13 protein-coding genes are annotated in these 20951 nt (G+C 45.5%); 11 read left to right on the top strand and 2 right to left on the bottom strand.

Features of this window, described 5'->3' with window-relative positions; translation table 11 throughout:
• The first annotated feature begins 52 nt into the window (after positions 1-52).
• The 10 genes from pnuC (at position 53) to AC58PV_RS03885 (ending at position 13541) form a co-directional block, all read left to right on the top strand.
• Positions 53-718, top strand: a complete 666-nt coding sequence (gene pnuC, locus AC58PV_RS03930; RefSeq protein WP_497430984.1) for a nicotinamide riboside transporter PnuC — start codon at positions 53-55, stop codon at positions 716-718.
• The gene (locus tag AC58PV_RS03925; RefSeq protein ID WP_497430983.1) at positions 694-1737 is read left to right on the top strand and encodes an AAA family ATPase; all 1044 of its coding nucleotides are present in this window, start codon (positions 694-696) and stop codon (positions 1735-1737) included. The genes pnuC and AC58PV_RS03925 overlap by 25 nt, the downstream gene beginning before the upstream one ends.
• A gap of 5 nt (positions 1738-1742) precedes the next feature.
• Positions 1743-2627: an ADP-ribosylglycohydrolase family protein gene (locus AC58PV_RS03920; protein WP_497430982.1), complete on the top strand. Its 885-nt coding sequence runs from the start codon at positions 1743-1745 to the stop codon at positions 2625-2627.
• A 443-nt stretch (positions 2628-3070) separates the two neighbouring features.
• Complete coding sequence (locus tag AC58PV_RS03915) at positions 3071-4018, top strand: ABC transporter permease (protein ID WP_497430981.1); 948 nt, start codon at positions 3071-3073, stop codon at positions 4016-4018.
• Between the two features lie 13 nt (positions 4019-4031).
• Complete coding sequence (locus AC58PV_RS03910; protein WP_068663087.1) at positions 4032-4901, top strand: carbohydrate ABC transporter permease; 870 nt, start codon at positions 4032-4034, stop codon at positions 4899-4901.
• 70 nt (positions 4902-4971) lie between these two features.
• Positions 4972-6558: an extracellular solute-binding protein gene (locus AC58PV_RS03905; protein WP_497430980.1), complete on the top strand. Its 1587-nt coding sequence runs from the start codon at positions 4972-4974 to the stop codon at positions 6556-6558.
• Between the two features lie 88 nt (positions 6559-6646).
• Positions 6647-8386: a sensor histidine kinase gene (locus tag AC58PV_RS03900; RefSeq protein ID WP_497430979.1), complete on the top strand. Its 1740-nt coding sequence runs from the start codon at positions 6647-6649 to the stop codon at positions 8384-8386.
• A 2-nt stretch (positions 8387-8388) separates the two neighbouring features.
• Entirely contained in the window at positions 8389-10008 is a 1620-nt protein-coding gene (locus AC58PV_RS03895; RefSeq protein WP_497430978.1) for a response regulator transcription factor, read from the top strand.
• Between the two features lie 87 nt (positions 10009-10095).
• Positions 10096-12330, top strand: coding sequence for an FAD-dependent oxidoreductase (locus tag AC58PV_RS03890; RefSeq protein WP_497430977.1), 2235 nt, complete (start codon positions 10096-10098; stop codon positions 12328-12330).
• Positions 12327-13541, top strand: coding sequence for an SGNH/GDSL hydrolase family protein (locus tag AC58PV_RS03885; RefSeq protein WP_497430976.1), 1215 nt, complete (start codon positions 12327-12329; stop codon positions 13539-13541). The genes AC58PV_RS03890 and AC58PV_RS03885 overlap by 4 nt, the downstream gene beginning before the upstream one ends.
• Positions 13542-13722: 181 nt before the next feature.
• Here AC58PV_RS03885 and AC58PV_RS03880 read toward each other — a convergent pair whose 3' ends face one another.
• A complete protein-coding gene (locus tag AC58PV_RS03880) occupies positions 13723-14502 on the bottom strand; it encodes an SDR family NAD(P)-dependent oxidoreductase (protein ID WP_497430975.1) in 780 nt (259 codons plus the stop codon).
• Between the two features lie 87 nt (positions 14503-14589).
• Complete coding sequence (locus AC58PV_RS03875; protein WP_497430974.1) at positions 14590-14940, bottom strand: ArsR/SmtB family transcription factor; 351 nt, start codon at positions 14938-14940, stop codon at positions 14590-14592.
• Between the two features lie 284 nt (positions 14941-15224).
• On the opposite strand from AC58PV_RS03875, the gene AC58PV_RS03870 reads away from it, so the two are divergent.
• Positions 15225-20870 carry a golvesin C-terminal-like domain-containing protein gene (locus tag AC58PV_RS03870; RefSeq protein ID WP_497430973.1) on the top strand — a complete coding sequence of 1882 codons (5646 nt, stop codon included), beginning with the start codon at positions 15225-15227 and terminating at the stop codon, positions 20868-20870.
• Positions 20871-20951: the final 81 nt, after the last annotated feature.

Raw genomic sequence — 20951 nt, 5'->3', positions numbered from 1 at the left:
GTCATATTGAAAGTATTATATAGCGGAAGTTACATTTAAGGAGGCGTTATGTATGAGAAAAGCATGGTCATTTCTGGCATTATTCATCAGTATGGTTGTCATTGCCATCTACACCTCATCAACGGCGATTGAAATCGTCGCGACTACGACAGGCCTGTTGTGCGTATGGTTAACAGCGAAGGAAAATATCTGGTCATGGCCAATTGGACTGGTGAATGTGGGTTGTTTCTTCGTCATGTTCTGGGAAGCGAAGCTATATGCGGACACGATGCTGCAGGTGTTCTTTTTCATATTAAGCGTGTATGGTTGGATCATATGGTTGACGAAAAGAGAAGGAACGAAGGTGCGTCCCACTAGAAAAATAACATCACGACTCGCGCTTCTATTAAGTGTATGTTTGGTCGTGATGACCCTGATCTGGGGCTATGTGCTGCAAACGTACACGGACGCCTCGATTCCCTATGCCGATGCTTTCATTGCTACGTTAAGCCTTCTTGCGCAGTATCTGCTTTCGTCCAAAGTGTTAGAAAACTGGCTTCTCTGGATCGCTGTCGATGTCATGTCGGTAGGGATGTATGCCTACAAAGATTTGTATGCTGTAGCTTTTCTTTACCTTATTTTCTTGTTCATTGCAACGGCTGGCTATATCTCATGGAAACGAGAACTACACAACGTAGAACGGAGGGATCTCGTATGTCACAACACCGAACAGGCTTAACACTTGGGAAATTTGCTCCGCTGCACGCAGGTCATCAATTCATGATCGAGACTGCGATTAAGGAGATGGATGAGGTGATCGTTGTCATCTACGATTGTCCGGAAACGACAGATATTCCATTGCGTGTGCGATCCAATTGGATTCGTACCCTCTATCCGCAGGTGCACGTTATTGAAGCGTGGGACGGTCCGAATGAAATCGGCGATACGCCAGCGATCAAAAGGATGCATGAAGCCTACATCCTGCAGAAGCTTGCGGGGCGGAAGATCACGCATTTTTACTCCAGTGAATTTTATGGTGAGCATATGAGCGCGGCTTTGGGGGCGGAGAATCGCCAGGTTGATCCCGATCGGACTACGTTTCCGATTTCGGGCACGCAAGTGCGGGGGAACCCTTTTGACAATCGAAAGTTTCTGAGTCCAGTTGTTTATCGGGATCTAATTACGAAAGTCGTTTTTCTTGGCGCTCCGTCGACAGGGAAATCCACACTTACCGCTTACATGGCGGAACAGATGCATACCCATTGGATGGTGGAGTACGGACGGGAATATTGGGAGAAGCACCAGGTGGATCGCAGATTATCGTTAGCGCAGTTGGAGGCGATTGCGGAGGGGCATGTGGAAAGGGAAGAGCTTCTGCTGAAGGACGCGCGGGATATTCTCTTCGTGGATACCAATGCGATTACAACGTATATGTTTTCTCATTATTATCATGGTGCGGCTACGCCTCGTTTGACTCAATTAGCCGTAGATGCGGCGTCGCGGTATGATTTGGTTTTTGTTTGTGATACGGATATCCCGTATGACGATACCTGGGATCGTTCTGGAGAGGTTCAAAGATTTGTGTTTCAAAAGCAGATTATCGCAGATCTCATTATGAGGCAGATTCCATATTTCCTATTACAAGGAACGCTCGAGGAGCGGGCGGATCAAGTAAATCATATTTTGAAAACTTATCATAAATATCATAGCTTATGTGAATGTATCATGAAGCAAACAAGCAGCCGTGGGAGGGAGTAATACGTATGAATGAACATGGCTTGTTGGATAAAATCAAAGGCGGAATCTACGGCGTTGCCATCGGTGATGCGTTGGGAGGTACGACGGAGTTCATGAGTGTCCGGGAGGTCAAGGCGAGATATGGCTATTTGACGGAGATCATTGGCGGGGGAGCTTGGCGCTTGGAGCCTGGTGAAGTGACGGACGACACGATGATGACGTTGTGTGTGGCGGAGGGAATATTGGCGAAGCCAGATGACCCCTTGGCTGCGATCGGTGAGCAGTTTATGAACTGGTATCAGACGAGGCCCAAAGATATCGGTAACATCATCAGACATACTTTTGAAAATGTGACGGACAGTTGGTTCGAAGCAGCCTACGTAACCCATATTGAAATGGGCCAAAGTGCAGGGAATGGCTCCCTGATGCGCTGTCTGCCAGTAGCGTTGGCGTACAAAGAGTGGAAGGATATCGAGCGTGTTTCCCATATGCAATCAAAAATGACCCATTATGACGAAAGATGCAATGAAGCTTGCATCCTCTATAATCGTATTGCTTTCCGGCTGCTCCAGGGGGAAGAGTTGAAAGAGGTGATCCAGCAGGAGCTGGTCGGGACTGATTATGAAAGTATGCTTACAGCTGAACCTAATTGCGAAGCTAGCGGCTTCGTTGTGTATACGGTTCGTTGGGTGCTCCATATTTTGCTGCAAGCTTCCGACTTTAGTGAAGTTGTTCAAAAGGCGGCTAACTTAGGCGATGACTCAGATACGATAGGTGCCATTGCTGGTGGGTTGGCCGGCATTTATTATGGCTATGAGCATATTCCTGCTAAGTATGCTGAGGCGATTCTGATTAAGGAGCGGTTGGATGAGATTGCGTTGAGGTTGTTTGGTGTGAGGGATGGGTTGTAGCGATTGGAAAATAACTTACGGACAAGTGAAAGCACCTGAGACGGGTGGCGCTCACTGTGTCCGTTTTTTTATGAGGCGCTGCCGCCAAGCAAATAACTGGATTTTCTCCAGCTAATTCAAGCGAAATCACGGCATTTTGCAATTTAACTGGAATTCCTCCCGTTATTTCAGAGCAATACCGCCATACGGCACATTTTGAGCAGAATTAGATGTAGGAAATCCAGTTAAACTCGCCCAAGGCGACTTTTACCCAGAAATAGATGTAGAAAATCCAGTTAATTCCCATCAGATCCCCAGCCTGGGAAAGATAAGTTGGCTATAGGGTATCCCATTTACCCTAGTCCCCACGTACTTAATATCTTGTAAGAAATTCTAGAAATCACAGAAATTTATCAGAAAGCAGGGTGCTATTATACAAATATAAACAAAGACGAGGTGATGATATGCAAGCAAAACTGGCAACGGACGCCCTTCCCACCCCGAAGAAACGGGATTCATGGATAAGAACCATACAGAGATATAAAGTCATGTATGCGCTCTTATTTCCGGCCTTAGTATACTTTGCGGTATTCAAATATATTCCTATGGCAGGGATCATTATTGCTTTTAAAAACTATAACTTAGCCTTAGGACTATGGGACAGCCCATGGGTGGGATTGAAGAATTTCGAAGATTTTATTAACGGCGTGTATTTCTGGGACATCATGAGAAATACGATCCTCATTTCGCTGTATAAGCTATTGTTCGGTTTCTCAGCTCCGATCGTATTGGCTTTGCTTCTCAATGAAGTGTACACCCAATGGTTTAAGAAAATTGTACAAACAATCACGTATCTTCCCCATTTTCTGTCATGGGTCATTGTATATGGACTAATGGTGGCGTTATTAGCACCAGGGGATGGCCTTTTTAACATGATTTTCAAGGAAAATGGAATTGAGCCCATTTCCTTTCTAACGGAACCTGCCTGGGGCAGACTGCTGATCATCCTATCTGAAATATGGAAGGATATCGGCTGGGGAGCGATCTTGTATCTTGCCGCATTGGCCGGCATTGATCCTAGCTTATATGAAGCGGCGCGGATTGATGGTGCTTCCAAGTCGAGACAACTATGGCATGTCACATTGCCCGGCATTCGAGGCGTTATCATTCTGATGTTGATCCTGAAATTAAGTCATATTCTAGACGCTGGTTTTGACCAGATATTCATGTTTGCGAACAGTTTTAACCAAGAGAAAATCGACATTATCGACACATGGGTATACCGTGAAGGGTTGGAGCGTCTGAAGATTGGCTTGGCTACGGCTGTGGGATTGTTTAAAGCGATCATCGGATTTGCTTTAGTTTTGGCTGCGAATAAGATTGCCAAGAAATTCGATGGGCAAATTTGGTGAGGTGGTTTTCTACATGATTAATTTGACAGTCGGGGAAAAAATATGGCAAGTAGTCGTCTATTCTATTCTTGTAATACTAGCCCTGCTTTGCTTACTTCCCTTTTTATATGTGGTTGCTGTTTCAGTGACGCCGGAATCGGAAGTCGTAAGAAAAGGGATTGTAATTATACCAGAAACCTTTACTTTCTTAGCTTACAAAGAAGTATTCATTTCGCATGGTATCGGGCAAGCGTATAAAATTACGTTGTTTCGAACAATCGTAGGTACTGCGCTTAATGTGATATTTACGGTAGCAGCTGCGTATCCCCTATCCAAAAAATATTTGCCAGGACGCAGCACATTCTTGATATTTATTGTGTTTACGATGATGTTCAGTGGAGGCTTAATTCCAAGCTATTTGTTAATCCGCTCTCTCGGATTGCTGAACAGTCCGTGGGTATTGATTATCCCGCATCTCATTAGTGCATTTAATCTGGTTATTATTAAAGGCTTCTTCGAACAATTGCCTCCTGAAATCGAGGAATCGGCTAGGGTTGACGGTGCAAGTGAGCTTCAGTCGCTTTGGAGAATTATTTTACCTCTCTCAATGCCCGTACTTGCCACAATATCCTTATTTTATGCCGTAGGACATTGGAACAGTTATTTCGATGCGATTGTGTACTTGAATGATGCGAACTTAATGCCGCTTCAAGTTGTCTTGCGCAACATTCTACTTAACATTTCATCACAAAATGCCGATTCGATGGCCAATACCGGGACGGTTAGCAAATTCGCTGTGCAAATGGCGGCTGTCGTCGTGACGACGGTTCCGATCTTGATTGTGTATCCATTTATGCAAAAGCATTTTACCAAAGGCGTGCTTATGGGATCGATTAAAGGTTAATAGGCAATTCTTACCTAGGTTGTTACGGGACACCGTGATAATATATATACAAGCAAAAGGAGAGGTCAATATGGAACGTAGAAAGATTACATTAACTGTTCTGGCTGCTGTCGTAGGGCTGGGAACACTTTTGTCAGCATGTGGGAACCAAGATGAAGTGAAGCCTGCAGCTTCGAGCAGCCCTCAATCCGAGTCGAGCAAGTTTGCGAACAAAATAAAGATTTCGATGTTTAACCAAGGTACTTTCAATGCTGCTGCTCCAATACCTCCACGTGAGGAAGATATTCAACGCCAAATGTTGGAAAAGGCGATGAACATCGATCTGGATATGACGATTCCTCAAGCTGGGCAAGCAACAACGAAATTGAATACGCTCATTGCAGGTGGAGATATTCCTGATTTGCTCTTCTTGAAGAGTCGATCCGATCTTGCACAATATTATGATCAAGGCGTTCTTGCAGATCTGACGCCGTACTTGGATCAATTTCCCGAATTGAAGAAGCGTTTTGCTCAAGATTCCTGGGAAGCGACGTCCTATCAAGGAAAAACCATTGGCGTTCCAGGGTATGATAATGTAAATGGTATCAGTCGAAGTTTCTTCATCCGCAACGATTGGTTAAAAAAGCTAGGCATGAAAGTACCGACAACGCCTGACGAGCTATTCGAAGTCATGAAAGCATTTACGGAGAAAGACCCAGATGGAAACGGTAAGAACGATACGTACGGATTCATCGGCGGTATGAACAAAGAAGGTAATCTGCAAACCTACGGCTTCGATAGCTTGATGTGGATGTTCGGCGTCAATCCGCCATCAGCCATTGATATCAAAGACAATAAACCGGTATTCTTATTTATCGATCCTAAAATGAAGGAAGCACTCGGCTACATCAATAAAATGATGACAGCCAAAGTTGTGGACCCCGACTGGGTGACGATGAATACACCAGATTTGTTAGACCAGAAGTTATTTAAAGGTAAAGTTGGCTTTATGATTCGAGATGCTCGCAGACTTGAACCGGATTATCAGCAAAAAATGAAAGAAATCGGCGGAGAGGTACCAGAATGGATCGTCATTCCTCCAATGAAAGGGCCTTACGGCGATCAAATCGTGGAGAGAAAATCGTTCCAAGGCAACTCATGGGCCATTTCCAAGAAAGCGGATAAGGACAAAATTATTCGGATCCTGTCTATGCTGGAATATATGTTTACGGACAAAGAAGCCTATCCGAATTTCGCATACGGAATTAAAGGGATTCATTGGGATGTCGTAGACGGCAAAATCAAAAATAAAACCTCAGAATTATCCAAAGATATGAAAGAAAAGTACCTATGGGTGGATCATTATAGAATGCCGCGTCGTGGCGATGATGCCGAGTATTTCTCCTTCCAGAATCCGAAGACGGCAGAAGCTTTCACGAACAATCAGCAATATGTAGGTCTTACTTTGGCTGGAAATCTGTTGACAGCAGACCCGAGCGATACGTTGGCAGCAGACCGTACACGTTTCATAAATGAAAGCTTAGTTAAGTTCATGTCGGGCAAAGACCCGCTGACGAACTGGGATACTTTCATCAAAACATTAGACACCAAGTTCGACATGCAGAAATATAAAGATACGGCTGTTAAACAATTTAAAGAAGCAGGCTTGATCAAGTAATAGACGAAGAGAGTGGCGATAAACCGCCCCTCTCTTTGTTGTCCTATGCTATGCTTAGTTGACTACAGACTCCAAAGGAAGATGACCGATGCGAAGAAGAATCAGCTTGCCTATCAAACTATTCACGATTGTGTTTGCATTTGTATTAAGCTGCATTATCTTGATAAGCCAATTGTCTTATCGCTATGTTCAGAAAGAAATTAGAACCAACGACATTTATTACACAAACCAAATATTAGACAAAGTTGATCAGTATTTAACAGTTAATTTCTCCTCCTTCCAAACCATCTTGTTCTCGGTAGAAACTTCAGTGAAAGCCAACATTGCCAATACGGAAGTAATTAAAAAGCAATTAAGAGAGCTCTATGAACTCAACAGTAATTACGTGAGCAACATTTACTTGATCAATAGTGATCTATCCATTTTGGGCGGAAGTACGACTACGCGAATTTTCGATGAACCTTTATCGGACAGAAAGCCTTTGTTTGATGCGGCTGACAAGAATAGACGGACTACTTTTGTCAGTGATCCGTATAAATCGAAGTATTCCGGCTGGACGGTTACGATGGTGCGGTATCTGAACGGGGCTCCGTATCCGCTGGCGATCGCGGTAGATTTGGATCTGAATGCCATTGAAGAAACCTTGTTTAAGATTAATAAAAAAGAACAAATGAATCTGGCGTTGATGACCACATCGGGTAAAATCATTGCTGGATTTTCAGAAAATAGAGGTCCCCTAAGTATTCAAGATCATACTTTCTCCATTGGGGATACGTCGGCAGAACAAATTTTGGACACGACAGGAACAAGTCTTCAATTGCATACCAAAGAGGGGATTCCAGTCTCTATTCTGAAAAAACCGACAGAGAAGTTTAATTGGTTCCTCATCTCGATCAACGATGAATCTCGTATGGAAGCGGCTCTGTCCAGATTGGAAAACTTCTATCTCGGGCTGCTAGTTGCAGGCCTGCTCTTAAGTTTGTTTATTTCCTTTTTTATCGCCAAATATATAAGGAACCCACTGTATGCGCTCAAAACCAAAATGAAGCGGGTCGAGCAAGGTGATCTGACGACAACAGTTACGATTAAGCGAAACGATGAATTCGGTGATCTCTCCCTAGCATTCGATCGTATGCTGCAACAGATTGTGGAGCTGATTCGGCGAGCAGAGCTTCATAATGAACTGGAGCGGAAGCTGGAAATCCAAGTGCTGCAATCGCAAATAAATCCGCATTTTTTATATAATACACTTGGATCTATCAGCAATGTCATACGTCTGGGACAAATAGAAAAAGTAGATGTCGTCATCGGATCTCTCATTGCCATATTGGAATACGGGATCGCGGATGCGTCGGAGAAGGTTTCGCTACGTCAGGAGTTGCGCAATGTATCGGACTATATCGCGATCCAGAACATTCGTTATAACAGGCACTTCCAGTTAATTGAGCATATTGAAGAGGGGTTAATGGATTTCCCGGTATTTCGCATGTTGCTGCAACCTATTGTGGAGAATAGTATCTTCCATGGCTACAGCGGAGGTGGCATCGAAGGCTCGATTACAATTCATGCGTACAGAAGTGGCGGCAATGTTATGATCGAAGTTATTGATCAAGGTGAAGGCATTCCAGCGAATCGTATTCCGCATATTTTAATCGCAGACCCAAGCGATCTGGAAGTAAAGAGGAAAAGAATCGGGTTAAACAATATTCATGGTCGAATCAGACTTCACTATGGGGACCAGTTCGGGCTCCGAATCATAAGTACACCTCAGGAAATGACCTGTGTTCGCGCCGTATTCCCAGTAGGTTCGTTTAAAGGAGATGCATAAAAGTGAGAGAATACACCTGCTTCATAGTTGACGATGAAGACCTGATCATTCAACGATTGGAACTTTTTTTCAGCGAGCTCTCCCAGAAGGAAAGGAAATTTCATTTAGTGGGAAAGGCGAACAATGGGCAGAAGGGGATAGAGGAGATTATGCAGCTTAAGCCTGACATCGTTATCTCCGATATCGTGATGCCGCGAATGGATGGGATCGCCATGATTGAGCAGTTAAAGCAGGAGCTGCCCCATACCCAATTCATTCTCTTGACGGCCTATTCGACATTTGAATATGCTCAGCGAGCTATTCATGCCAACGTTTTGGAATACATTGTTAAAGTTCCGTTGAATGAAGCCGATTTGAATCGAGCTTTGGTTCGGGCAGCCGGAATTCTGGATGAGGTGAAGAAAAAAGAAGAAGAGTTTCAATTATTAAACATATCCGTGCTTGAAAATAAATATAGAGTTCGCAAGCAATTTTTCAACGAGCTGATCAGAGGCGAAATCCCTCCTCATCGCGTATCGAATTTCACCAATCGCATGGAGTCTCAGTTTTTTCAAGCTAACTACTGCTGCTTTATTGTAGAGATGAATCTGTATGAGAATTTTCGAAATGAATATTCAGCGGTTGACCAAAACATTTTGAAATATGCGATTACGAATGTCATCGAAGAAACGGTAATGAATTGTGGCAGTGGTGTAGCTACGGATCTATCTGATAACCGTTTTATTGGCTTCCTCTCCTGGGAAAATAATCGCAGCGATATGGATACCGAGTATGCCTGCCAGACATTGGGGAGTCAGATTGTTACCCATTTGCAGCAGTATCTGAATCAAAGCGTATCTGTCGCTTTCGGCGGTCCGCATCGGGGTTGGGAATCGATCAAACAAGCTTACACGGAAGCTCACAATGTGAGTGAGGATTTCTATTATCATGGGGAAAAAGTAGTCAAAACGCCCGCGCATCGGTTCCATTACCGGAATGATAGGAGGGAGGAATTTCAACAGAAATTAGCTAGTTTTCTAGTATGGGTCCAAAGACAAGTATCCAAAGAAGAATTGGAGAAAGAATTTGCGGAATTAAACCAATTTGTTACGGATCATAAGATTCATAGGTCGATCATGGCGCCTATGCTTCGTGATTTATATAGGGACATTACGGCGAAATTTAAATCGGGGAACACGTCAACCACGGATATCGCAGAGTTTCCCATCGAATTTATGACATTTCGGGAGCAGCTTACCTATATTAGCGACTTCACATTCGGATATGTACACGCTGGTCAACTCCTGCATCGGGCAGAAATTATGGGAGCCATGCGGTTTATCGAGAAGAATCTGAGGCAGCGTTTAACTTTGGAGGCCATTGCTGAGGATGTGAACTTAGCGCCATCGTATTTCAGCAGCCTGTTTAAGAAAACCATGAATGAAGGCGTGATTAGCTACATCAATCGCAAAAAAATTCAATTGGCGCTCGAGCTGCTTAATGCTCAAGACTATTCGATATTGGAACTGTGCGAGGAAGTAGGCATTGTAAACGAGGGGTATTTTTGCAAATTGTTCAAAGAATATACGGGGGATACACCAAAGCAATACCGGATAAAAATGACGAGGTATGAATCTAAATAAAATATGATTTTTTCTTGAAATCATGTAAATAAACGGCGTACAAAAGGACTACCATGATAGATGTATCTTATCATGGAGGTTATCACAATGGAGCTTATTAAAGCGGATGTAACCGTCGTAGGCGGAGGAATTGCTGGGCTATGTGCGGCTATTGCTGCTGCTCGTCAAGGGCTGCAAGTGTCACTTATTAATGATCGACCGGTGCTTGGAGGCAATGCCAGCAGCGAGGTTAGGGTTCATATCAACGGGTCGGCTTATCTCGGCAAAAGTCCATCCTATTATGCGCGTGAGGGCGGGTTGGTGGAAGAGCTTAAGTTGAAGATTTTCCACTATAATCCCTTATATAACAAGAAGCTTATGCTTTCGCTTTCGGACACGGTCTTGTTGGATATGGTTTATGCGGAGCCTAACATTGCTCTCTATTTAAATACATGTGTGCATGAAACGGGCATGGAGAACGGCAGAATTGCATGGGTGGAGGGCATTCAATTGGCTTCCGAAAGGAAATTCCGGTTTGAAAGCCGAACGTACATCGATTGCTCCGGAGATGGGGTTGTCGGATTTCAGGCAGGGGCGCACTTTCGATGGGGAAGGGAAGCGAAGCATGAGTACAACGAAACTCTGGCTCCTGAAGTGGCGGACCATTATACCATGGGAGACACGATCCTTTTCCAAGCTCGCAATGTAGACTATTCCGTTCCGTACAAGCGGCCTGGCTTTGCGTATGATATTACGAAGCTGCCCTTTTTCGATAGTATCAGGAAGGGCTTGAACCATCGGGCTTTCCCTAGGAAAATCAATGGACTTGGCGGATTGTGGTGGTTGGAATACGGCGGACATATGGATATTATTACCAATAATGAAGACATCGCATTGGAGCTTCGCAAATTGGTTTACGGAATTTGGGATTATATCAAGAATAGCGGCGAATTTGACGATGTCGACAATCTTATCTTGGATTATGTATGCCCCATTCCGGGCAAGCGAGAGTCGAGGCGGTTTATTGGGAATCACATGTTGTCCCAGAATGATCTGACAGATAAGCCGCACTTTGAAGATGCTGTAGCCGTCGGGGGATGGTATATGGATCTACATGCTGCGAAGGGTATTTACGATGAGGGTCCAGCTACAGCTTGGAATTTCGTGCCGGGTCTATACAATATTCCGTTCCGTAGTTTATTCTCGCAAAATATACCTAACCTCATGTTCGCTGGCCGCAATATCAGTGCTACGCATGTTGCTTTCGGATCGACAAGAGTCATGGCAACCTGCGGTTGTATGGGTCAGGCGGTTGGAACGGCTGCTTCGCTATGCCTGAAATATGACGTAGATCCTGCAGACATCGTCCAGGCTCATATGGGGGAACTGCAGTCGTTGTTGCTTCGAGACGGGCAGACGATTGTAGGGCTCAAAGAAGAATTGGATTCTTACTTTGCTGATGGGTTAAGCGTAAGTGCCTCCTCTCAGCGCAGCTATGAGAATCTCAACCCAACTGAAGCGATTCCGCTGGATCAAGGGGTATGTTTGGTCCTGCCGATTCAGACGTCCGTTGCGGAAAGTGTACAGATTTCAATTAATAATAGTTCCGAGCATTCGGAAACGCTGCAGGTGAAATTGTTTGGCGGGGATCGGAAGGAAAACTACATTCCTACCAGCCTGTTGAAAGAGTATAGCGTAGCTATTGCTGCTGGTCATGACGATTGGATCACGCTGGACTTGGGTTGCTTGAAGCCAGAGGACGATAAAATATACATCGTACTGGAAGGTACGGAGAGGCTTGCTGTACACGGGAATGTAGAGAAAATAACAGGAGCGGTCAGCTTCCATTATAGGCCCGAAGAGCCGTCCAAGTTGAAGAAGTTCAATAAGAGCATTTGCTTCAAAGACGTGCTGCCAGCGCAGGATATGTATAACCCCGAGAACGTCGTCAACGGCTACTCCAGACCCTATGGTCTGCCGAACGGCTGGATTTCCGAACGTACGGAAGGAAAGGAATGGTTGGAACTTAGTTTTGCCAGTCCTAAAAATCTAGACGAAATTCATCTCGTATTCAATTCACAGCTGGATTTGGAGCATTTCGACGATCCGATCGAGCCCCTCATGCAAGATTATGATGTGACCTTGACCTTCGAAGATGGAACAGAGAAGGAAATTAGTATCCGTGGAAACTATCACACGTTGAATAAACATAAGGTGGATGCGCAACAGGTAACCCGAATCCGGATTGATTTCGGCGCAACGTATGGATCGCCTTATCATGAAGTGTTTGCTGTAAAATTGTTCGCTCCTATTCCTGATAAGAGAGAGCAGGTGAAGTCATGATGCAGGAATTATTTCCTCGTAGAGGGTTACCTAATGTCATTCAGAAGTTGGAAAATGGGGAAGATGTGACCATTGCCTATTTTGGCGGAAGTAATACGCGTTCTCAGGGATACAGGGTGATGACGGCGGAATGGCTGCAGGGGCAATATCCCAAGGCCAATATCCGCACTGTGAATGCTGGGATTGACGGTACAGGATCGGATCTGGGCTGCGCCCGGTTGGAGTCAGATGTGCTGCGCCATCAGCCCCATCTTGTATTTGTCGAGTTTGTGGGTAACGATGGCGGAGTACCCGAGTCCAAGGCGCGGATCGAAGGAATTGTGCGTCAAATCCGCAAGCAGAGCCGGTTTACCGACATTCTGTTCGTTTATACGGTGAAGGAGCGGGATGTGGCAGGATTTCAGGCTGGGGAATACCAGAAGGGAGCGCTTATGCAAGAGGAAGTCGCCGACTATTATGGTATTCCTTCCATTCATCTGGGCGTAGCGGTCAGTCAATTGGTGACGGAGGGCAAGCTTATATTTACCTCAGGGAGTACAGAAGCAGACAAGTCGATTCCCGGGGCTATTGTATTTACGCATGATTCGATCCATCCGATCATTCCGGAAGGGCATCAGATATATACGGATACGATTACTCGGTCATGGGAGCAGATTCGTGAACTTAGTTCGGAGAGTCTCGAACATAACCTGCCTGAGGACACGCTGGTTCCGGCCAATCCGTGGGAGTACGCCACTATGCGGCCGCTGGATGGCTATGCCCAGTTATCTGCAGGATGGTCTTACGTGACTCCTGATGATTTTGCGCTGGCGCGTGATTATAACTGGTTGTTCCCCGGGTTATGGCGTGCAGTCGATCCTGGTGAATCTTTCACGGTGCAATTCGAAGGGACGCACATCGGGCTGTTTGATATCGGGGGACCTGATTCCGGCAGATTGAAAGTGACAGTAGATGGCGGGGAACCGTTCCTTGTCGACCGATTCACACTCTATAATGATCATAATCGTAATCAGTTTGTGTTCTTGCCGGAGCTTCCGAATGGGAGCCATACGGTTCGTTTCGAAATCGACAGCGAGAAGACAGATAAAGCGGCTGCGTTTGAGGCTGCTGGCAATGAGCGAAGCAGGGGCCATGTTCAGGAGCACCCGGATTGGTACGATCAAACGGTGATCCAGCTTGGGAAGTTGTTGCTGGTGCAGCCGCCTGTGTAAGGCCTACAGAGTATCTGACTGCGGTAGAGCAGTCAGATACTCTGTAGGTTTTTTTACTAACACGCCAGAAAGTATAAGTTTCCGGGCACCGTAAGCTTTTTTCATATTGGCGATAAGACCTAGGGTGGTTTCCCCCGTCGTCCGACGGGCGCTAGCGCCCGCTCCGTTCGAAGCAAGAGCACTAGAGCTTTTGTTCAAGTACATTGCGTGTAATGTTGGTTACGATACGTCTCGGAAAGAGTCGAGGAGCTTGAGCCAGCAACCAGTTCTGGAAGCCTGGAACAACGAAAGTTTTCCTTTTATTAAGAGCTTGGAATCCAATCTCGGCCACCTTTTTTGCATCCATGACCGCATTGTCTTTTGCGACTTTTTGTTTCTCCATTTTCGCGTTGCGGAAAAATTCGGTGCCCGTGGCCCCAGGACATAATGCAGTAACGCTGACGCCAGTCCCTTTGAGTTCGTTGGCAACAGCTTCCGTTAAATAGAGAACAAAAGCTTTGGACGCAGAATAGTTAGCGCTCAAAGGACATGCATAAAAAGACGTTGTAGAACCCACATTAAGGATTCGGCCGGTGTTCCTCTTTACCATATCTTGAAGAAACAACATCATGAGATGAGAGAGCGAATGAACGTTTAATTGAATCATTTCCAGCTCGGTTTGGATATTCTGCTCATGAAGGAAACCATAGGAGCCAATACCCGCATTATTGATAAGAACATCAATTTCGATAGCTTCCTTTTTTAATGCATCATACAACAGTTGAGGTCCGTTACTCTGGGCTAAATCAACGGGAATGACAATAGTTGTTGTAGGGTAACGTTGCCTTAGACTTTGAGCGATCTCCTTCAGTTTCTCCTCGTTTCGTGATGCAAGTATAACTTGATACCCCTCCTTAGCGAATATCTCTGCGAACTCCCTGCCTATTCCACTTGATGCACCCGTAATTAGAACTGTTTTCATACTGAATGAACCTCCTGTTATATGTTATTAAATAACTAATTATCTAAATGACTAGTTATTTGGTTATTTAGGACAATAAAAGAAGGCTTAATCAGCCTCAGATATGCTCTTCAATTCGATAATTCGTTCCGTCGTTTCAATAAAAGCCTTTAGTAGTGAGACTGGGTTTTCTATATCTAGGCTATAGAATATTTCAGTTGCTACTTTATTGGATGAAATTAAATCCGCTTGTCGCAAAATTTTTAAATGATGAGAAATGGCGGATCTGGACATAGGCGAGCGTTCGACAATTTGAGCAACGTTCAGTGTGTCATGTTTGGTCAACATCATAATAATATCTTGACGGATTGGATCGGCTAAAGCTAGAAATATTTGGCTGCAATCTCTCAGTTGTTGATGAACTTGAGTCTCAAGTCCTGAGGTGGGGGAAGTTTCCATTATATCGTCTCCACAGTTTGTTGTAATCATATAACTAAGTATTTAGTTGTTTGAATATACAATATGACGTATTCATTGAAAAGTCAAGATATTTTTGTGGAGAAAGTTGGATCGAAGTACGCTGATTGTAGTTTATTCACTTAAAATCTTATAAGAAATTCTAGAAATCAAAGAAATTCTGAGATCATGTGAGATGCTATGATACATAAGACGGGGGAGATGTAGCCAGACGATTAGGGCTATTGCTTCTTTGCGATCATGCCAACAAAGGAGGAAATGATGTTTTGAAAGCGCAAACAATGCATGGGGAGGATGCGAGTGATATGAGAATAAAGAAGCTGCTCTTAATCGTTGTGATGATGACGATGATAATGCCACTAAGCTTTTTGGGGAAAGGAACTGCTAGTGCGGATACCTTACCGTATAAAACGATTGTTATCGATGACGGGAGCATCACGATTGACGGTGTTGTGACATCGGATACGGATAACGTAAACAACGGCTACTCGGCTCCGAATTGGACCACAAGTACAGGGGTGAAGGGCTATGATAATTCCAGCTCCAAATATACAAGTACAGCAGGTAGAACCATAACGTGGAATCCACGATTAGACGCAGGTACGGCGAGAATTTCTTTTTACAAGCTAGATTGGGCAGATAAAGCAGATAGTAATGTGAAAATCGAAATCGTTCATAACGGCACGACAGATGTTCAATTTATCGATCTGAGACCTTCATTCGGAGCGGCTGTGGGATGGGTTGATTTGGGCGAATACTATTTTTCCGGGGTAGGTGAAGAATACGTCAAATTGACTCGGTCCACCAGCTCTACGAGCACGATTCTCACGCGTGCAGACGCGGTTAAGTTCGAAGGGAATATTAGGCAAAAAGAGCCTCACAAAACAATCATTATTGATAATGGCAGTATCACAACGGATGGTGTGGTCACTGTCGATGTGGATAACAAGAATAACGGCTACTCCGCGCCATATTGGAGCACAAGCACGGGCGTGAAAGGGTACAATAATTCGAGTTCCAACTATACAGATGCTGTGGGAAGAACGATCACATGGAATCCGCGATTGGAAGCGGGTACGGCGAAAATATCATTTTACAAGTTGGATTGGGCGGATAAAGCAGATAGCAATGTGAAAATTGAAATTGTGCATAATGGGATTACGGATGTTATGTTTATGGATCTAAGACCCTCATCAGGTCCCGCTGTCGGTTGGGTGGATTTGGGAAGCTATTATTTCAGTGGTAATGACACCGAGTTTGTTCGGCTAACACGAACGCAACCTACGACCGGAACGATTATTACGCGGGCAGATGCTGTCAAATTTGAAGGGAATATCCGGCAGCAGGCGCCACCGTTACCACCTCTGAGAAGCCGCACCTTGGCGAATCTCAGTTATACGGAAAAAGGCAGTATCGCAAATGCCAACTATAAAGCGACTTTCTATGAAGCAGCTTGGGATGGGGGCAAATCCATCGTCCGTGATTTGTTCTATAAGGACACGGGGACGGGAAACTGGGTTCCGATCAATAATGTAGCAGAAAGACTGGAAGAACAATGGGTCTTATTGGATGGAAATGCGGGAAGTCGAACGAATTACTACGATACGATGAATAAACGTTGGCTTACATTCGACGGAGTTACTTTTCCGGATAGCCAGACTGCCGTATTAACGGATTCCTTGCATAGCAGCGATTACGATTTGCAAGTGAATTGGTCGATGTCGGGGGAGAGACCCGATGTTTCCTTTGATTTTACACCTCGTCGGAATGGGAATTATGTCATCGGCTATCAATCTTTCACAACAGAGACCGTCTCTGGGGTCAATGAAGTGTTAAATGGCTTTAGGGCGCATGCCAAAATGGTAGGTTCGGTTGAATCCACTAGTTTGAGGGAGCTAAGCGCTCCAATGAGTTTGATTGAAAAGAACGACGGATCGGGGAATCCTTTGACGTATGGCGTATTTGCGCCAGCCGAGGAGCTTCCGGTTGAGTTTGAACCGACGGGCGGCGTCTCCCAGCAGCGGCTAGGCATGAGTCTTGTCAACAATGAAGGTGACGTACAGCCGATTCTTTATGCACCGCAACTGGGGACGTATTCACAGATGACCGCGGAAAGCACGTATCAGTTTCATATGGGGCTAATCGCTCAGCGCAGCCCTCTCTATGATGCTTATGAGGATATTCTCCGCAGTGAATACGATTATTCCGCATATCGGGAAAATGTTGCCGACCAATCACTGACAGATGCGATGTTTAATATGATTGATCTGATGAAGATTGAACCGCAGGGGGACGATTCTGTCAATTTTGTTCCTTCGCCAAGCGGCTGGTGGAATCGAGCCAAAGGCTTTATTGATATCGAGAACGAGGATAGCGTTCGAACAACATCAAGTGCGGCTCTTCTAGGCGCCTATTATTTGACTGGGGACGACCAACTGTACGATACGAGGGCGTTGCCGTCCATTCAGTACGGGGTCTCACGCAATGGTATCGGTTGGTCACCGACACAGAAGCCGGTATACAGCGTACCGTCCCTATGGAAAATGGCTGCGTTACCATTCGATGTTTCCAGCGTTGCGGCTGTCAATCAGATGCTGGGTACTTCGGCAGGAGTCGAGGCGCTGGGGCAGGAAGAGTACCTTATGCGCGATCCTGATCAGAAAGATCGGGGACCTGTCATTCAACCCCTGATGATGTATCGCATGACGGGTGATGCGCAGTATCTACAAGATGCGAAGGATGCAGCCGACAGCTATATCGCACAAAATATCGATACACCCGCTACTGCGAATGTGAGTAAAAATGAGTTCATTTACTACTATAGCAAACTGTGGATGGAGATCTTGGAGCTTTACGAGGAAACGAAAGATCCCAAGTACTTGAATGCGGCATATAAGGAAGCCAAACAATATGCCACGATGTTCGTTGCTCGTCCAGTCCATGAAGGTACCGTTACGATTCCGCAACCGGAGACGTATAACTACGCTGAGTCGTTCCACTGGCCGGAAAGCGGTAAATACGCTTATCCTAGGAACAAGCTACCTGAAGATGTAGCCGGAGGCGTGCAAGCGGACAGTTGGCTTGTTTCTCCTAATGGGCTGACCTTCGAAGCGGGAAGTACGACGGGTTATTATCGGATGAATGCGCAGGAAGCTCCATTCATGCTGCGATTGTCGCTATATACTGGCGACACGCTCTTGCAGGATATCGCGCATAATGCAGTCATCGGACGATATTCCAGCTATCCGGGATATTACTATAAAGGTTTCGCGGTTAGTCAATTAGAGCCGGATTTTCCGATTGAAGGTCCTAGCGGAGCTACATCCATCTATTATCACCACATGCCAGCGCAGCTCGGGCAAACGATGGATTATTTGATCAGCGAACAATCGCTGAAATCGAATGGGAATATTACGTTCCCTTCCGTCTTCGAAACGAATTTCTTATGGTTCAAGTATCACCTCTATGGGAATAAACCAGGTCAATTTTATGGGAATTCCAATGTATGGCTTTGGATGCCCAAAGGAATTATTGAGACGAACCATCCGCAATTGAACTGGATAACGGGCGAAAGCGGCAATAAGTTCTACATCAGCTTAAGTAACGAATCGACGTCTGAGGTACAGACTCCGATCGAACTGAATGCGCAAATGATCGGGTTCAACCCAGCGCAAGATTATAACGTCACCATCATCCGCGATAACGGGACACCACAGCAAGCGGTTATGAGTGGCGGAATCATCCAGGCTACGGTTTCAAGCAAGGGAATAACCGCCATCATTGTAGAAGGACTCGACATTGATGTACCGCTGCATCAGATTAGAACGGCCGATACATCGGATGCCAGCTATTTCTTCGATGTTCACAGTCCAATCGATGCTGTGAAGGGCATGCTCATCGTCAAGCCTGACGAAACGTCCTACGACGCTTATGTGCAGGCCAAAACGACGAAGCCAGCGACGATTCATTACTCCTTGGATGGCGGGGCCACGTACACGACCGTTCCAGATACGATCTATCCGATGGAATGGTCGATACGGGTAAACGATTTATCCCAAACGTTCACGTATTATGTGGAATCCGACGGCAAGCAGACCCGCAAGCGAACGCTATACCTGCCTGATCACGTTGCAGTAACGCCAGTGCAACCGGAGTGGCACGATGATTCAACTATCATTGTGGATAATACCGAAGCTGAAACAGAAGGCGTCTGGATACGGGATACCACGGCTAATGACTACTATTATGATAACTATGTGTATGCCAAATCGACGACGGGCACAGCAACAAGCACCATTGCCTGGCGGCCGGAGTTGCCGGAAACGGTTACGTATAGCGTGTATTACAAGCTTCCGCAAATAACCGCAACAAGCGAAAATTGGGCAACCAATGCTACATTTACTATTCATTATAGCGGAGGCTCCGAGACGGTTACCGTTGATCAGTCCACTGCCAATGGAACGTGGGTGTTCTTAGGAGCTTATCCTTTTGCAGCAGGAGATAGTGGCTACGTCGAATTGACCAATAAGGCCAACAAGTCACGCGTAGTTGCCGATGCCATGATGTGGGTGGACCCTAATCGCGCGCTGCAATTGGAATCGGTGGTCATCAAGTCAGATCGGGACGAATTGCAGATGACGCAAGAGGCTCAACTGAGCGTAACGGGCCATATGGACAACGGATTGATCGCAGATCTGAGTCAGGCTAATGTGCAGTATTTCGTAGATAGAACCGATCTGGCCGAAGTAGACAGCAGCGGAGTGTTGACCCTCCTAAACCTTGATGGCGTAACGGATCATATCGAAGTGTGGGCTTCGGTCACGCTGGATGGAGTGACATTAACAACACCGCATATGACCATAGCGATCAGGGATCTGACGGTTATCGTCGACAGTACGAATACGGCAGGATTATACACGACAGAAGGATCTTGGAGCCAAAGTAATTTAGCTGGTTACAAAATTGGTGTGAAGTCCCGCTACTCTACTGTTCAAGGATCATCTGCGACATGGAAGGCTCAGTTCCCAACGGGGAGATATACGGTCTCTATCTATAAGCTCGTCCATACAACGGCAAATGATAATCATGTCAAAGTGGAAGTGAAACATCAGTCGGTTACCGAGGTCACGTATCTCGATGCAACAGTCGGCTCGTCCGGGTGGGTGACTCTTGGCACTTTCGACTTTACAGGGGACGGCAGCGAGTATGTTCGTTTAACGAGGGACACTCCGACTACGGTAGATCCGCCTACCCTTCCTGCGGATATGATTTATACGAGGGCTGATGCTGTTAAGTTCGAGCGACAGTCTTTTAGCCCAACATTTGCGAATAGCGCACTAGCACCGGCTAAACCGGTATTATCGGATAACAATGTTGTTGCGACTGGCTTGCAGGATGGTAATTACGACATTACGATGAATATGTGGTGGGGGAATAATGGATCACTGTATAAATTGTACGAGAATGGTCAGATGATCCAAGCGAACCCACTACCCGATGCATCACCATCTGCCCAGACTTCCATTATTCCGATTCAAGGTAAGCCAAACGGAACTTATGTGTACACCTGCGAGTTATCGAATTCGTATGGAACGACGGCATGCGATCCGCACACGGTCACCGTATCTGAAGCGAATCCCGGCAAACCTGTGTTGTCCAGCGACAACTGGGATCAAGATGGTAACTATACCATTACCGCGAATATGTGGTGGGGGACGAACGCAGTAGCGTATCGCTTATACGAAAATGGTGAACTTATTAATACGCAAGCTTTATCTTCCCACACACCCAGTGCGCAATCAGCAACTACACAAATTTCGGGGAAAGCCCCTGGTACTTATCAGTATCGTGGCGAGTTTATAAATGAAAGTGGAACAACGGTAAGTGACGTTATACAAATTATTGTGAAATAACGGGAAGAGCTGAGTGGATGAAAACGATCCATTCAGCTCTTTTATATCTTTTTGTAAAGTAAATATTGACATTAGAGAAGT

This window comes from Paenibacillus sp. J22FR83 (assembly GCF_059691955.1).
The sequence above is the reverse complement of the archived record's forward strand: the minus strand, read 5'-3'. Positions and strand labels throughout refer to the sequence as shown.

Excerpts from the sequence above, each read along its gene's own strand:
- AC58PV_RS03885 (WP_497430976.1), top strand. The coding sequence starts at position 12,327 with ATGATGCAGGAATTATTTCCTCGTAGAGGGTTACCTAATGTCATTCAG.
- AC58PV_RS03925 (WP_497430983.1), top strand. The coding sequence starts at position 694 with ATGTCACAACACCGAACAGGCTTAACACTTGGGAAATTTGCTCCGCTG.
- AC58PV_RS03920 (WP_497430982.1), top strand. The coding sequence starts at position 1,743 with ATGAATGAACATGGCTTGTTGGATAAAATCAAAGGCGGAATCTACGGC.
- AC58PV_RS03900 (WP_497430979.1), top strand. The coding sequence starts at position 6,647 with ATGCGAAGAAGAATCAGCTTGCCTATCAAACTATTCACGATTGTGTTT.
- AC58PV_RS03880 (WP_497430975.1), bottom strand. The coding sequence starts at position 14,502 with ATGAAAACAGTTCTAATTACGGGTGCATCAAGTGGAATAGGCAGGGAG.
- AC58PV_RS03910 (WP_068663087.1), top strand. The coding sequence starts at position 4,032 with ATGATTAATTTGACAGTCGGGGAAAAAATATGGCAAGTAGTCGTCTAT.
- AC58PV_RS03915 (WP_497430981.1), top strand. The coding sequence starts at position 3,071 with ATGCAAGCAAAACTGGCAACGGACGCCCTTCCCACCCCGAAGAAACGG.
- AC58PV_RS03875 (WP_497430974.1), bottom strand. The coding sequence starts at position 14,940 with ATGGAAACTTCCCCCACCTCAGGACTTGAGACTCAAGTTCATCAACAA.
- AC58PV_RS03890 (WP_497430977.1), top strand. The coding sequence starts at position 10,096 with ATGGAGCTTATTAAAGCGGATGTAACCGTCGTAGGCGGAGGAATTGCT.
- AC58PV_RS03905 (WP_497430980.1), top strand. The coding sequence starts at position 4,972 with ATGGAACGTAGAAAGATTACATTAACTGTTCTGGCTGCTGTCGTAGGG.
- pnuC (WP_497430984.1), top strand. The coding sequence starts at position 53 with ATGAGAAAAGCATGGTCATTTCTGGCATTATTCATCAGTATGGTTGTC.